13 protein-coding genes and 2 pseudogenes are annotated in these 15,049 nt (G+C 45.3%); 7 read left to right on the top strand and 8 right to left on the bottom strand.

The window, feature by feature from the left end:
* Nucleotides 1–215: 215 nt before the first annotated feature.
* Together M1D90_RS19120 and M1D90_RS19115 are read right to left on the bottom strand one after the other, a co-directional pair.
* A complete protein-coding gene (locus M1D90_RS19120) occupies nucleotides 216–1,004 on the bottom strand; it encodes a cyclase family protein (protein WP_456282980.1) in 789 nt (262 codons plus the stop codon).
* Nucleotides 1,005–1,133: 129 nt separating this feature from the next.
* Nucleotides 1,134–1,238: pseudogene (locus tag M1D90_RS19115) on the bottom strand (hypothetical protein); the annotation flags it as partial.
* 10 nt (nucleotides 1,239–1,248) lie between these two features.
* Between M1D90_RS19115 and M1D90_RS19110 the strand changes: the two are divergent.
* The gene (locus M1D90_RS19110) at nucleotides 1,249–1,545 is read left to right on the top strand and encodes a DUF2306 domain-containing protein (RefSeq protein WP_456282979.1); all 297 of its coding nucleotides are present in this window, start codon (nucleotides 1,249–1,251) and stop codon (nucleotides 1,543–1,545) included.
* Nucleotides 1,546–1,775: 230 nt separating this feature from the next.
* Nucleotides 1,776–2,135, top strand: a complete 360-nt coding sequence (locus M1D90_RS19105; RefSeq protein ID WP_020450306.1) for a putative zinc-binding protein — start codon at nucleotides 1,776–1,778, stop codon at nucleotides 2,133–2,135.
* A 130-nt stretch (nucleotides 2,136–2,265) separates the two neighbouring features.
* Here the strand turns inward: M1D90_RS19105 and M1D90_RS19100 are convergent, their stop codons facing one another.
* Complete coding sequence (locus M1D90_RS19100; protein ID WP_051303798.1) at nucleotides 2,266–3,090, bottom strand: alpha/beta fold hydrolase; 825 nt, start codon at nucleotides 3,088–3,090, stop codon at nucleotides 2,266–2,268.
* 132 nt (nucleotides 3,091–3,222) lie between these two features.
* On the bottom strand, nucleotides 3,223–3,486 hold the full coding sequence (locus M1D90_RS19095) for a CD3324 family protein (RefSeq protein WP_020450308.1): 264 nt from the start codon (nucleotides 3,484–3,486) through the stop codon (nucleotides 3,223–3,225).
* A 344-nt stretch (nucleotides 3,487–3,830) separates the two neighbouring features.
* Between M1D90_RS19095 and M1D90_RS19090 the strand changes: the two genes are divergently transcribed.
* From M1D90_RS19090 to M1D90_RS19080, 3 genes are all read left to right on the top strand, one after another.
* Nucleotides 3,831–4,328, top strand: a complete 498-nt coding sequence (locus M1D90_RS19090) for an RNA polymerase sigma factor (protein WP_020450310.1) — start codon at nucleotides 3,831–3,833, stop codon at nucleotides 4,326–4,328.
* On the top strand, nucleotides 4,328–5,188 hold the full coding sequence (locus tag M1D90_RS19085) for a DUF3298 and DUF4163 domain-containing protein (RefSeq protein WP_020450311.1): 861 nt from the start codon (nucleotides 4,328–4,330) through the stop codon (nucleotides 5,186–5,188). The genes M1D90_RS19090 and M1D90_RS19085 overlap by 1 nt, the downstream gene beginning before the upstream one ends.
* Before the next feature lie 228 nt (nucleotides 5,189–5,416).
* Complete coding sequence (locus tag M1D90_RS19080) at nucleotides 5,417–7,312, top strand: acyltransferase family protein (protein ID WP_456282978.1); 1,896 nt, start codon at nucleotides 5,417–5,419, stop codon at nucleotides 7,310–7,312.
* A gap of 23 nt (nucleotides 7,313–7,335) precedes the next feature.
* Here the strand turns inward: M1D90_RS19080 and M1D90_RS19075 are convergent, their stop codons facing one another.
* Nucleotides 7,336–7,785 (bottom strand): NUDIX hydrolase, encoded by a 450-nt coding sequence (locus tag M1D90_RS19075; RefSeq protein WP_026580609.1) that lies wholly within the window; start codon nucleotides 7,783–7,785, stop codon nucleotides 7,336–7,338.
* Nucleotides 7,786–7,982: 197 nt separating this feature from the next.
* On the opposite strand from M1D90_RS19075, the gene M1D90_RS19070 reads away from it, so the two are divergent.
* A complete protein-coding gene (locus tag M1D90_RS19070) occupies nucleotides 7,983–9,188 on the top strand; it encodes a Bcr/CflA family efflux MFS transporter (RefSeq protein ID WP_023857816.1) in 1,206 nt (401 codons plus the stop codon).
* Between the two features lie 38 nt (nucleotides 9,189–9,226).
* Here the strand turns inward: M1D90_RS19070 and M1D90_RS19065 are convergent, their stop codons facing one another.
* The 3 genes and pseudogenes from M1D90_RS19065 to M1D90_RS19055 form a co-directional block, all read right to left on the bottom strand.
* On the bottom strand, nucleotides 9,227–10,399 hold the full coding sequence (locus tag M1D90_RS19065) for an iron-containing alcohol dehydrogenase (RefSeq protein ID WP_023857815.1): 1,173 nt from the start codon (nucleotides 10,397–10,399) through the stop codon (nucleotides 9,227–9,229).
* 204 nt (nucleotides 10,400–10,603) lie between these two features.
* Nucleotides 10,604–11,551, bottom strand: a complete 948-nt coding sequence (locus M1D90_RS19060; RefSeq protein WP_229129451.1) for a histidine kinase — start codon at nucleotides 11,549–11,551, stop codon at nucleotides 10,604–10,606.
* A gap of 225 nt (nucleotides 11,552–11,776) precedes the next feature.
* Nucleotides 11,777–13,042 (bottom strand): annotated as a pseudogene (locus M1D90_RS19055) (ATP-binding protein); the annotation flags it as partial.
* An 802-nt stretch (nucleotides 13,043–13,844) separates the two neighbouring features.
* On the opposite strand from M1D90_RS19055, the gene M1D90_RS19050 reads away from it, so the two are divergent.
* A complete protein-coding gene (locus M1D90_RS19050) occupies nucleotides 13,845–14,927 on the top strand; it encodes a response regulator (RefSeq protein ID WP_145608011.1) in 1,083 nt (360 codons plus the stop codon).
* Nucleotides 14,928–15,049 lie beyond the last annotated feature (122 nt).

The following is a 15,049-nucleotide window of genomic DNA, read 5'->3' as shown; positions in this document are numbered from 1 at the left end:
CGGTTTGTTCTTCATGATGTTGAAATCAAACAATGAAAAGTCGGGAACCTTCAACGTGATGGCTGGATCCGCGTGTTTCTTGTATTCATTTTATTGTTTGTTTACGCAAGTGTTGTGACTGAATATAAAACAAAAATAAAAGCAGGCTGATGTCTGCTTTTATTTTTGTTATCTGTCTAGCCGGCATCTCCACAAACGAAAAGCTGCTGACGTTCTTATGCGTTTTCACCGCTAAGAATCGCAACCGGGCGCGCCCAGCCGGCAGACGCTTTTTCAACTTTTACCGGAAAAGCCATGACGTAAAATCCAGTGGAAGGCAATTGATCAAGGTTGGCGAGCTTTTCAATTTGGCAGTAAGGAATGGTGCTGCCTGAATAATGACCTTCCCAAATAATGGATGGGTCTTTTTCCTGCTCAAAGCGCTTGGCGGTCATGCTGAATGGAGCGTCCCAGCTCCAGGCGTCAGTTCCGACAAGGCGCACGCCGCGTTCCGTTAAAAATAGAGTGGCTTCACGCCCCATCCCGCAGCCGCTGTGCAGGTAATCGTTTTGTCCGTATTTGGCGCCAGCCGACGTATTCACAAGAACAATGTCGCCGGGCGCGAGTTTATGATTGATGCTGTGAAGCTCCTGTTCGATTTCTTCAGGGGTAACGATATGCCCGTCTTTCAAATGTCTGAAATCCAGCTTAACGCCAGGGCCATGAAACCAGTCAAGCGGCACTTCATCAATCGTCATCATCCGCTTGCCGTCGTCTGTAACAGAACGGTAATGATATGGAGCGTCGATATGCGTTCCGGCATGCGTGGACATCTTCACTTTTTCCAGCGACCAGCCTTCTCCCCCGGGAAGATCTTGCGAGGAAAGGCCGGGAAAGCTCTGGACCATCTGTTTAGCTCCTTGCTTATGATCCGCATATTCGATTTCAGGGACAAACCCCGGCGGATCAGACGGTATATCACCTCTTAACGATACCGACAAATCTACAATTTGATTGATTTTCATCTGTTTTCCCCTTTCTGCCTAAGCGGCTGACCATTGAAATTGTAGGCGATCAAGCTGTTATCTTTTTTATTTTACATGATGAGCCATACAAAAAGCCTGCAGAACATTCTGCAGGCGATTCGCATTTTTCTACACTTGCTGTGACTTAGGTTTCCTCAGCTTGTAAATCGCGATCAGCATGATAAACCAAACCGGCGTGACAAATAAGGCAAAGCGGGTGTCCTGCGCCAGCATAGCCTTTAACATGGTGAATATGTATTGGCCTGCCGCCACGGTTATTTCCGTCATCAAAGCTCGGCGAAATCAGTTTATCAAGCACCGGAATTGGATGATTCGCAGCTATCTGTTCTGTTTTACCAATATGTTCATTCACTTGATCACTTTCGTGTGCCATAAAGGACTCGGCCTGATATATGACATCAGCTACACGATAGGCGTTTTCGGAGCGATTGTGCTTTGCATCGCGTTGGCCGAATGGATCATTCGGTTCGCCTTTAAAAAGCCGGCGCAAATTTTTTATACAAATCACAGGGGCTTTTAAGCCCCTGCTCTTTTTCCTGTGGATTCCATATAGCTCAAGGAGGCGAGTATTCTCATTTGAATACGGGAAAGGAGTGTGAAGCAGTTTTGCTTTTGCTTGGGCTGTTTGATTCAGCTCATAGAGTAATAGAAAAAGTGATCTGACTCACAGTTTTCATCACGCACCTCCTGTAAAGTAAATGATAGTTTTTTGCCGGCGAAAATAAAGAAAAACAGGGGATGTGTCAACCGATGAAAAGAACTGATCTGCCTCTAGTGTATTCGTGCTCCGGATGTTCCTCGGCCGCGCAAACGGCCAATATGATTGCCATTAAAATGGATCGGGAGAAAACGGCCGAAATGTCGTGCATTGCCGGAGTCGGCGGCGATGTGAAACCGCTTGTCAAAACAGCAAAATCCGGGCGGGATATCATTGCGATTGACGGCTGTCCTTTATGCTGCGTCAAGAGTTGTTTAGCTAAGCATGATGTTCAGCCGAAGCATCATTTTGTATTATCGGATTTTAACGTGCCGAAGAAAAAAGGAGCAGATCCCGACCCTGTCCTTTATATGAATGCGTATGAACAAATTTTGCAGCTCTTAAAATGCTAAGCCTTTTGGGAATATTTGGGGTGCTGTTTAGAGCATCAGTGAACGGATGCATTTGAATTGAAAAATCGAATGTCGATTACAGGCCATACGCTTTCTGCGAACGGCGGATTGATTTAAAATACCGAGGGTTTCATCCCTTGGTATTTTTGTTGTTAAATCTTCTAAAAACCATGTCCAGCTTTTCGGCAAATTCCTCCGGGTATAAAACGCATCCCACATGATTGCCTGGAAAATCGACTACTTTCGTTTTCAAATGATCAGCCAATGCTTCTGCATACCTGTACGGGAGACAGCCTTGCGAATCAATGCCGCCGGCAGGAACGACTGTAACCGGTGAAGCTTTAAGCCTGCCGATGTCGGGTGAATATTCTCTTAAACCCGGCACCTCGGACAGGATAAAATAGTCAATGTTGGCCATGAGCTGCTCCGTCCGGGATTTTGGACGGTCCGGCTGAGCTGTGGACGTAATGCCCATCGCTTTCGCGAATGCTTCTAAAGCCTGTAATCCGCTTCGTTTGTATTGTTTTTCAAGGTTCTCCAAGCTCTCGAACCCTTTGGTGCGGTCACTGCCGGCCAACAATTGCGGAATCGGAGGCTCGTGTGCGACCAACATGCGGATTTGTGCAGGATGGCGGATGGCAAGATCAAGGCCGATGACCGCGCCGGAGCTGCAGCCGAATACATGGGCCGGTTCATCCGTCAGAGCGGCCAGCAGCCGGCTCGCATCATCGCTGTGTGCGGAAACCTGGTAATTTTCATTCGGATCTTCCAGCCTGCTGTGGGAATGCCCGCGGCGGTCGTATGTGATAACCGTGTAACGGTCGGATAGGCGGTCTGTAATCGGGTATGATTCTGCATTGCCGTTGCCCCCGTGAATCATAAGCAAGATAGGCCCAGAGCCGCGCACTTCGTAGTAGAGCTTTGCTCCGGGTACTTCCAATACACCGTGTTTCATGACAATATTCTCCTCTCGTTGCATGATCACTTTTACATTACATGACGGAGAAAGCATAGAAAATGCAGAAATCAGCTAATAAACAAACTCGCCATATTAAAAAGCACCGATCACAAGGATCCGTGCTCCAGTTTATTTTGTGTAAACGATTTTTTTAATCGTTTCGATGGAAAGATGATGTTCCGCTGCTAAGTGCTCAATCGTTTCGCCATTTTTAAAGGCCCTTTTTATCGCGGTGTTGCGATCATCGATCAGCTTTCTTGCTCCTGAACGTGCACCCCATTTTTTGTGGGCGGATTCAGTCTTGGGAATGTAGATCGTTTCCCCTTGAACATACTTTTGAATTTCCGATAGCAGCTTTTCAGGTAGAACAGCGGCAGCCTTTACGTATGCCATGTTTGCCAGCTCCTTATTCCTTTGATTGTAAAATAAGGGGCATAGCCAATTACCAGAAAAGCTTACTTCAGGCGATTTTATTTGTCCACCCCATGCAAAGTATCGCCTTTTCCGATAACAGGCTTTGCATGAGACGCTGCATGATCCGGCATTCTGATGCTTGCCATGTGATCACCTCCTTCGAATTTGCTATTCATTATAAATGAAATCGAGATTGGCGGCACTTGATGATAAAATATTTTTAAAAAGAATGACCAGTCCGCAAACTATTTTTCACGCTCCCGCGTCTATCCTAATGTAACAGCCGTATATACGTATATTCAAAAAAGGAGTTCTTTATTGCAATGAAGAAACAAGCAGCCAGAGCGTCTCTTGTCGCTTGCATAACAGACCGGAAAGAAGACTTTTACCGGCTGGCGTACAGCTATGTGAAAAATCAAGAAGACGCCTTAGATATTGTCCAGGAATCAATCAAAAAAGCGCTCGATTCCGTCGATTCTGTTCGCAATCCGGATACGATTAAAAGCTGGTTTTACAAAATTTTGGTGCGGACGGCAATCGATTTTTTGCGCAAACGGAAAAAACTAAAGGTTATGGATGATCAAACGATCGAATTTTTAAGCAAGGGCAAGGAAGATATCTACCGGGATACAGACCTTCATGAGGCGCTTGACGAGTTGCCGCATCCCTACCACACCATTATTGTTCTGCGATTTTTTGAGGATCTCAAACTGGAAGAGATTGCGGAAATCACAGGCGAAAATTTGAATACGGTCAAAACGCGCCTTTACAGAGGATTGAAGCTTATGCGCATCCAATTGACGAAGGAGGATCTTTCTTAATGGAAAAGAAATTGGAACAGCTGAGAAAAGCATATCAAAACGTCCCCATTCCGAAGGAACTGGATCAGGTTGTCGAAACTGCGCTTCAGCATAAACCGAAGAAGAAGAGAAGGCTGGTGGTATGGCCTGCATCAACGCTTGTCGCGGCGGCTGTACTATTGGCTGCCGTCGTGAATATCAATCCCGGAGCAGCCCAGGCCATGTCGCGTTTACCCGTCATCGGCAAGGTCGTTAAGGCCATCACATTCACCGAGATCAAACAGAAAGATGGAGAATCGAGTATTGACGTGAAAACACCGGCTCTGTCCGGCTTGAATAACCGGGAGCTTGAAAATGGCATTAACGAGAAATATGTAAAGGAAAGCCGTCAGCTTTACCGGGAATTCATGAAGGAGACGTCCCGGAATAAAAAAGGGCATCTCAGCATCTACAGCGATTATGAGACAGTCACGGATACGAAGGATTTGATTTCGATTCGGCGAAGCGTCGAAAGAACGGAAGCGTCCAGCTATACCGAACGGCGCTATATCACCATTGACAAAAAGAATGAAATTCTGCTTACCTTGAAGAGTTTGTTTAAAGACGACCGGTATATTACGGCCATCAGCGAAAACATTAAAGAACAAATGAAACAGCAAATGAAAGATGATCCTGATAAAATATATTGGATCAATGACGAGGAAGTCGAGCCATTCAAACGAATCAAGGCCGACCAAAATTTTTATATTACAGAGAATCATAAACTGGTGATTTCATTTGACGATTATGAAGTCGCACCCGGATATATGGGCGCGGTAGAGTTTGAAATTCCGACTAAGGCGATTTCGAGCCTGCTGATCGGCGACCGCTACATCCGCTAGTCAAAAAATCCATGATTCGCTGAAATCATGGATTTTTTACTTTTTACAACTTTGTAACACCATATTCAGCTTGAAACTTTTATACTAGAGAGACGGCATCATTCAGGGTAGATAAAAATGACGATTTTTTGAAACAAAAAACGGTCCTGACTTCGTCTATAATATCGGAGCCGTAAAAGGCGCGAAACATAAAGAAGAACCGTACGTACATATCATTGGAGGAATACCATGCGAGATCAGACACAACAACACCGTTACATACCGGGGTTAGACGGGCTTCGGGCTTTTGCCGTTTTGGCGGTTATCGCTTACCACCTCAACATGAGCTGGGCCGACGGAGGCTTTATTGGCGTTGATATCTTTTTTGTTTTATCAGGATATTTGATTACATCGATTATCCTGCCGGCGTATGGAAATGACATTTCCCTCACATTCAGAGATTTTTGGGTGCGCCGGATACGGCGGCTGCTTCCAGCGGCGACGCTCATGATTTTCGCAACCGTCATATGGGTCGCTTTGTTTAACAGAGAGCTGATGCATACCGTGCGGGGAGATGCGATCTCCTCTCTTTTATATGTCAGCAATTGGTGGTTTATCTTTCACGACCTCTCATATTTTGATAGTTTCGGATCGCCGTCTCCTTTAAAAAACTTGTGGTCACTGGCGATTGAAGAACAGTTTTATTTCATCTGGCCGATCATTTTGCTGTTGGGCATCTACATATTTAAAAAGCGGGAGAGGCTGGCTGCGGCGGTTGTGCTGTGTGCGCTCTGTTCAGCCGTATGGATGAGCATCTTGTACGTCCCTGGCGGCGATCCGAGCCGCGTATATTACGGGACTGATACGCGCGCCTTCGAGCTGTTGATCGGATGCGCATTAGCCCTTGTGTGGCCGATGAAAAGACTATCTGGGAACAGGCTCCCAAGCAGCCTGAAGCACGCGTTGCACGGAACTGAGCTTGCCGCTTTCGCGCTGCTTATGATGAGCATTTATTTTGTCGATGAATTCAGCCCGTTTCTCTATCATGGCGGAATGCTTCTGATCAGCATAATCGCAGCGATTTTGATTGCATGCGTCAGTCATCCGAGCAGCTTCTTGGGCTTTGTCCTTTCCGTGAAGCCGCTGCGCTGGATCGGGAAAAGGTCGTACGGCATTTATCTTTGGCACTATCCCGTCATCGTGCTGAGCACACCTGTTCAAGAGATTGGAAATCCGGTGTTCTGGCATGTTGCGATTAAGGTCGCTGTTACGTTTATTCTGGCGGAACTTTCGTATCGCTTTATCGAGAAGCCAATCCGACAAGACGGTTTTAAACCGTTTGTCAGCCGGGTTTTTCTGGATAAGATCACGAAATGGAAAACCGCTTCCGTTCCCAGCAAAATATCAATCGGACTGATGTTTGCCGCACTCCTCATTTTTGCAGGAGGCCTGTCGGGATTGGCCGACGAAAAGAAACAGCCGCAACAGGCCTATTCCAAATCTTATGAGGAAACAAGCGCCTCAGCGGATCAGCCGGCTGACAAAAGTGAAGAACGGAAGGATGATAAGAAAGTACAAGCTGAAAGCGGGAAAGATGATGAAACTAAAAGCCGGCAGAAAGCCGGCGGGGATGAATCGTCAAATACAAAAGATGAGCAGTCTGCGGAAAAAGAGCCTGATCATATCGAGAAAGAGGTATTGGCTGTCGGGGATTCGGTCATGCTTGACATTGCTTCCAGCCTGCGTAAGAAAATTCCGGGAATCACAATCGACGGTCAGGTTGGAAGGCAAGTGAGGGAAGCGCTTCAATTGACATCAACCTACGCTTCCTTTAATCATTCGGACAAAGCCGTCGTGATTGAACTGGGAACAAACGGCTATTTTACGGACAGTCAGATGGACGCTTTGCTTGATGCGTTCTCAAACGCTGATGTCTATCTCGTGAACACGCGCGTCCCCCGTCAGTGGGAGAGCAAGGTGAATGAATCGCTTCGGAAGCAAGCGGACAGCCGTCAAAACGTGACATTGGTCGATTGGCATACTGAAGCCCTGAAACATCCCGAATATTTCACCGCTGACGGCGTACACCTGATGCCGAAAGGGACCGAAGCTTTGGCATCGCTTATCGTCAAAGCGATGAAATAATGCTTAAACATAAAAAGAGGCTGTTATTTCTTGAATTTCGTGATAAATCTAATCAAATAAGGTGTTTTTAAAGTTTCTTTTACTAGTTTGTTATGATGTTTTGTAAAATTTTTTATTTGTTTTCTTCTATGGGGAACCATTAACAAAGGTAATCTATCTTTGCGAAACCATCCGATTTTTGCTGTTTCTGGCCCTTGTTTAATGGGTTCCCCACCTAGTAATTTTCCTGAATAGATGTACTGTATGTCATGATATTGCGGTTGATCGTACTCTCCTATTTTGCACATAATAGAAATACGGTAGCCTGTTTCTTCTACCATTTCCCTCATGGCGCATGTTTCCGGCTGCTCGTGCTTTTCCATTCTGCCTCCTGGCAAGTCCCAGACAGGATAATCTTTTCTTTTAACCAGAAGTATTTTTCCTTTGCTATTTTCCACAATTGTAAAGCAACCTACAGTGTTTACTGCATTCAAGTTAAGATAACTCCTTCCTGTGTTTCACTTCAATTATAAATCATCTGACCGATTCGATCTCCGATCTTAACCGGTCATGAGCAATCCTCTTTCACAGCCAAAAAAATATGTTACAATATACAAATGTTTTGCGATCCTCCAGTTTATTTCATGATGAAACAATATATTTTACTAGCTTGAAAGAAAGGTTTGATACTATGCTCCATAATCCAACAGGAAAGGAACGCCTTGCATTGGCTTTTCTGCTCGGCATGCTTGCGATATTGGGCCCGCTGAATATCGATATGTATTTGCCAAGCTTTCCCGAAATTGCCGATGATTTATCAGCTGGAGCCTCGCTCGTACAGCTAAGCTTAACAGCGTGTTTGATCGGGCTTACGTTTGGTCAGCTCGTTATTGGGCCGGTCAGTGATGCACAAGGAAGACGGAAGCCCTTATTAATATCCATCTTTTTATTTGCGTTGTCTTCTTTGTTTTGCGCGCTTTCCCCGAACATTATTATGCTGGTCATTGGTCGTTTTTTACAGGGTTTTACCGCTTCGGCGGGAATTGTGCTGTCGCGCGCCATTGTACGGGACGTGTTTACAGGCAGAGAGCTTTCTAAATTTTTCTCGCTTTTAATGGTGATCACCGCGGTTGCGCCAATGGTCGCACCAATGACGGGGGGAGCCATCCTGCTTTTGCCGTTCGCTACTTGGCATACGATTTTTTATACTCTATCATTGATCGGATTGTTCCTAGTGCTCGTTATCTCAATGAAATTGACTGAAACATTGCCGCCTGACAAACGGATTCCAAGCTCAATCGGTTCGTCTCTCAAAACGATGGGAAGCTTGTTGAAGGACCGGTCTTTCATCGGCTATGCGCTGACTGTCGGTTTCATTCACGGAGGCAGCTTTGCATACGTGTCCGGAACCCCTTTTGTATATCAGGACATCTATGGGGTTTCTCCTCAAGTGTTCAGCGTGCTGTTCGGCATTAACGGCCTCGCTATTATTTCGGGAAGCTTTATCATCGGGCGTTTCGGGGGAATCATTCATGAGAGGAAGCTCTTGCGGATCGCGGTTATTACCGCTGTCATCGCGACATCCGTTCTCCTGACGATGACGATTTTGAAAGGACCGCTTGCAGCGATTGTCATTTCCATCTTTATCTACATGATAACCATCGGAATGACGTTGACAAGCACATTTACGCTGGCGATGGAAAACCAGGGACACCGTGCGGGCAGTGCAAGCGCGATGCTCGGCATGCTTCCGCTTCTGCTCGGTTCGATCGTTTCGCCTCTCGTTGGAATGAATGAAACAACGGCCGTTCCAATGGGTGCGATCATGTTTATTACAGCTGTGATCGGATCTTTCACCTTTTTTGCCTTAACACGGGAAAGACAGGGGGAGCGGTAAAGATAAGGACGGAATCACTTGATTCCGTCCTTTTGTTGTTATAGAGAAGCCCGGAGAATGGCGAGTACGTCATCTTTGTTTAGTTTTTGGAAATTGGCGAAGCCGCCGTGCTCGATTTCTTTAGCGGCGATGTCTGCGATCAGATCGAGCTTTTCTTCGCCGATGCCGTAGTCGGCAAGGCGGGAAGGAGCGCCAAGGCTTGTCCAGAACGCGGACAGCTTATCGATTCCTTCAAGCGCGATGTCTTTATCGGTTTTGCCTTCTGTGTCAATGTCAAACATGTTCAGCATAAGGGCTTTGAAGCGGCTGACATTCGTATCAAGCGTATATCTCATCCAGTTCGGGAACAAGATCGCAAGGCCGCCCGCATGCGGAATGTCGTAAACGGCCGAAACGGCGTGCTCCATTGTATGGGAAGCCCAATCGCCGAAATAGCCCATTTGCAGCGTGCCATTCAAAGCGATTGTGCCTGCGTATAAAATGGTTTCCCGGTGCTCATAGTTTTGCAGGTCTTCCAACAGCTTCGGTGCCGTTTCGATGACCGTCTGCAAAACGGAAAAGCACATTCTGTCCTGAAGCGGCGTGTTTTTGACATTATGAAAATATTGTTCAAACACATGGCTCATCATATCAACAATGCCGTAAACCGTTTGGTTTTCCGGGACGCTGAACGTATTTTCAGGGTCTAAAATGGAGAACTTCGGATGCGTGACATCGCTTCCCCATACATATTTTTCATTCGTTTCCCAGTTTGTAATGACGGAATCGGGGTTCATTTCAGATCCGGTTGCAGCTAAGGTTAAAATCGTACCGAACGGCAGGGCGTCTTTTGCTGTCGTTTTTTTGCTGAAGATATCCCAAGGGTCGCCGTCGTATTTTGCTCCGGCAGCAATCGCTTTTGTGCAGTCGATGACGCTTCCTCCGCCGACAGCGAGGAGAAAATCGATTTCATGCCGGGCACACAATTCGATCCCTTTTTTAACCGTAGCAAGACGCGGATTTGGTTCTACTCCGGAAAGCTCGTGCATGTCAGCGCCTTCTTCTTTCAACACGCGCGTAACTTCGTCATAAAGACCGTTCTTTTTAATACTGCCGCCTCCATAAACAAGCAATACATTTTTTCCGTATTCCTTTAATTCTTTTCTTAATTGTTCAAGCTGGCCTTTTCCGAAGATCAATTTCGTTGGATTGTAATAGCTGAAATTTTCCATTGATGAACAAACCTCCTATGGTATATGTAAAAACAGTTTTCTACTATAACATATTGAATCGTATAGAAAAAGAGGCCGTGTTCTTACAAAGGACAGGGTCAAATTGTACAGAGGGGAGGAAGCACACACCTGATTTACTGCGTAAAAAAGCTTGCCGACTTTGCCGGCAAGGCTGAGGAGGCCGTTCTGTCTTCAGGTTAAAACCTATACTGAGACGTCCGCCGATTCGTTGATAGAAATGACCATTGAGACAGCGGTTCCGTCATCCGGCGCACTCTCGATATTCAGTTCGCTCCCGCAGAAGTGCTTCAGTCTTCGGTTGATATTTTTCATACCGACGCTATGAGTGAAATGAGAGGAAAAGATATCGTGTTGTTTTTCCGGCGGCATGCCGATTCCATTGTCCTCTATCTTGATATAATAGCGGTTTTCGCTTTCTTTTTTTGCCGTCAGCTTGATCCAGCCTCCGCCTCTTTTTTTGCTGATCCCGTGGTGGACGGCATTTTCGACAAGAGGCTGAATCATTAATGGCGGAAGGGCAAAGTCAATGTCTTCGTCAATATCGTAAATGACGTCCAGCCGATCGCCGAAGCGCGTTTTTTCAATAGAAAGATACGAATTCACAATCGACAGTTCATGTTTGAAAGAACTCATCCCTGATGTATTTTGAAAATCAAAACTCATTCTTAAGTAGTTTGTAAAATCAGCCGTTACTTCGCGCGCTTTTTCAATATCCAAATGACTGAGCGCGATAATTGTATTTAATACGTTGAAAAGAAAGTGCGGCTTGATCTGCGACTGGAGGAATGCCATCTCCATATTGGTCGCTTGGGCTGCCGTATCTTTCATCATGATCAGGTTTTTAACGCGGGCTGCAAATTCAGTGTAGTTGTACGGTTTTTGCAAAATGTCATTTGCCCCGGCGTGAAAAGCCTTGTATTTATCATGATCGATGATGGCTGCCGTAATAATGAGAACCGGAAGTTCCACCATTGTGAATCTTTCACGGATTTTCATAGAGACTTCAAACCCTGTCATATCGGGCATCATCAGATCCAAAATCACCAAGTCAAGCTTTGATCGGGAGGCGACTTCGAGAGCCTCTTTGCCGCTTTTTGCTGCGATGACTTGATAAGGAACGCCTTCAAGCATATCGGCCAAAATTTTTAAGCTTTCAATGTTATCATCGACGATCAGAACAGTTGGAGCATCCATTTTCTTTGAATAATACGGCGTGCTGATTGAAACATCGGGCAAACTCCTGACGGCTTGCTGTTGAGGCACGTTCTCCTTATCGTCAAGAAGCGAGTCATCCTTTGCGACAGGCAGTGTGAAATGAAATGCCGATCCTTTCCCTTCTTCCGATTCTACCCAGATCTCCCCATTTTGAAGCTGAACGAGCTGTCTGACGATGCTTAAACCGAGCCCGGCTCCGTCATCTTTATGGTTTTTTGCTTGTTGAAAAGATTCGAATATCGATTGACGGACGGCCTTTGGTATGCCGACTCCTGTATCTGCTACAGTGATTTTGACCTTCTCTTGGTTGATCCTCTCGGCAGAGAGCGTAATTTGTCCCTCCGGCGTATACTTGATTGCGTTATCTACCAGGTTGGTCATGATTTGCCGGAAGCGGTTTTCGTCAGCCAAGACGAGCGGCAGTCCGGATGGAACCAGGTTTACAATCTGGACCTGTTTATTTTTTGACAACAGCCGATAGAAGCCCATTTCCGTACTGATCGCTGAATGGGTATCGACAGGAACGGCTTGAATCTGCAGCATGCCCTGCTTCATTTTTTCCAAATCGAGAATGTCATTCACCAGGCTGGAGAGCCTGTATCCCATGCGGATGACCAGCTGCAGATTTTCTTTTTCTTCCTCTACCGTCCTTTTGCTTTTCCTTGCCAAAAGGGTCTGACATATATTAATCATGCTGTTCAGCGGCGTTTTAAATTCATGCGATGTTTTGGCGATAAATTCGTCTTTTAATCGATTCATTCTGAGCAATTTCAAGGATAGGACTTCATTCTCGCGGAATGCGCCTGCGAATTGCTGCGCCATCATCAGAACAGCCGCCAGCAAAGCGATGATTGACGGCACGGCATAGAGCGAATTGAACGAAAAGCCTCTTTTGCCGCTGTAAGCAGAAACGGTCGTTAAAATGACGAATGCGCTCATTGAGATCGCTGCAATCGTAAGATAAAGACTGCCTTTCATTTTCCGAAGGGCAGCAATCGCAAACACATACGTAATATAAATCAAAGTCGTGACGGCAAGAACGGAATGCAATATATATGCGAGACGGTCTGTAAAACCCCATGATATAAAATCAATCAACAAAACCAGTGCAGAAAATGCAGTCGCGCCGATTATCCATTTTTTCGAAACGATTTCTCTGTAAGCGAAATAGAGATAGAGAAAAACCGCTATACTGACAAGCACCATTGTGGTTGCCCTCATTACGCTTAAACCCGAGAATGAAACAGACGGAAAGAAAAGAAAGATCATTCGTTCTCGTCCGATTAAAAGCACAATGACCGAAAAAAGAAGACACATCGTGGAAAAAAAGAATAAGTGCTTATCCTTTTTTCGATGCAGGAAAAAGCCGAGAAAGTATAAACCGGTAATGAAGAATGCCGTGATCATGCTGGTTTCATTAAAGAAAGAAATTTTGCTTTGGTGTAAAATATGCTGCTGCGTTCCGAAGGTAATCGGTTTTTCTATTCCCCATGAAGGTGTTTTTTTGAAGTTCGAAAATTGTACAATCAGCTCGTTGTTCCCGCGGTGAATGTCGAAAAAACTCGTATAAGGCCTGTTTTGAGCCCTGAAATTCGCTTTGCTTGAAGGAGTTCCGCTCTGCCCGATCAATTTGCCGTTGAAATAAATTCGGTTTGCGCTGTTAATAAAAGAGGTGCTGATTCCGAACATCTCATTGTCCTGCTTTGACCGGATCATCAGTCTGTATGTACCGTAATCCACGTTTTCTCCTGAATCGGTAAGTTTGACATTGTTAGGCACAGCGGAATAAATGGGGGCTTTTCCAATGCCTGAATGGATCGCCTTTGGCGAGAGAAGCTGGTTTCGATAGAGTGTCCATTCCCCGGTGAGCGCGATGTTCCCATCTTTCTGAAAATCCCATGTTTCCAGATTGATGATTCCTTGCTTTGCTTCAGGGTAATTCTGATCGGACAGTTGATTGTTAATGAATAAGAAAATAAAAAAGAAGCCGGCATAGCCGAGAATAATCGAAAGGAAAACAAATAGCTTTTTCAATATCAGCACTCCTCATTCAGCCTGCTGCAGTCTTGTCGAATCCATATGAATATTGTACTCTTAAATGTTAATAAACGACAAGAATAAGAAAATGAATCCAACTAAGTAGGGCCATTGACATGATATAATCATTATAATAATTTCCAGATGACTCGATGAAATTGGGGTGGGTGTCGTGAAAGCGTTAATTGTGGATGATGAGGAATTGGCATTGCTTCATTTTAAAAATATGCTTGAACGAACAAATTGTTTTCGATCCATTGAAATGTTTCAAGATCCGGCTGATGTTATGGAGTATCCGGATATTCAGGATATAGACACGGTGTTTCTTGACATTGAAATGCCGGGGATCAACGGGATTGAGCTCGCTGAAGCGATTCAATCGATGAATGAAAACATTCAGGTTGTTTTTATCACGGCCTATAACGATTTTGCCATAAAAGCATTTGAATTAAATGCGATGGATTATTTGCTTAAACCCGTCGATTACGTCCGGCTCGTGAAGACGGTTGAACGGATCAGAGAAAACAGCTTGCTGAAGGCTTCCGCGGAAAACGGCGGAGGAGACTATTTCATTCAATGTTTTGGGAGTTTGCAATTTTACAAAACGGAGAAGGATGTCAAAACATATATACCCGTAAAGTGGAGAACGTCCAAAGCACGCGAAATTTACGCGTATTTGCTTCATCATCACGGCCATGTGATCAGCAAAGACGTGTTGATCGACCTGTTCTGGCCTGACCATGATGTCTCTAAAGCGAGCACCCAGCTGTATACGGCGATTTATCAAATCAGAAAATTAATCGAAAGGCTTCCTTTTAGCCAATCCATCGAGAAGACTGACACAGGATATGTCCTCCGGATTTCCGGTGTGAAAGTGGATGCTGACGAATGGGAAAAGTCGCTGAAAGAGGCTCCTCCAATTGATATGGCGACGATCAACCGGCACATGGAATTGCTGCTTGCATACGAAAACCATTACTTTATGGAACACGGTTATTTGTGGGCCGAACCCGAAAAAACACGGCTTGCCCGGATATGGCTTGGAAAAGCTTATGAACTGGTCGATTGCCTTATTCGTGAAAAAGACTACCGCCGGGCGCTTGATATATGTCTGCAGGTCGAGAAATTCGAACCGTACGATCATAAAATCATCCAATACAAGATGCAGCTGTTTAATAAAACCGGGAATGTAGAAGAAGCGATCAAGGAGTATGAGCGCTACAAACTCATCAAGGACAAAATGAATGAAATGTAAACACGAGGACCGGATCAGCCGGTCTTTTTTTTATGCCATTTTCAGCTTACATGCCGATGTTCAGAAATTGTATAGTTCCATCTCATACAATGTAGTTTGGTTCGGATGATCTCAGCTGACAT

It is taken from the genome of Bacillus sp. JZ34, from assembly GCF_053903205.1.
The sequence above is the reverse complement of the archived record's forward strand: the minus strand, read 5'-3'. Positions and strand labels throughout refer to the sequence as shown.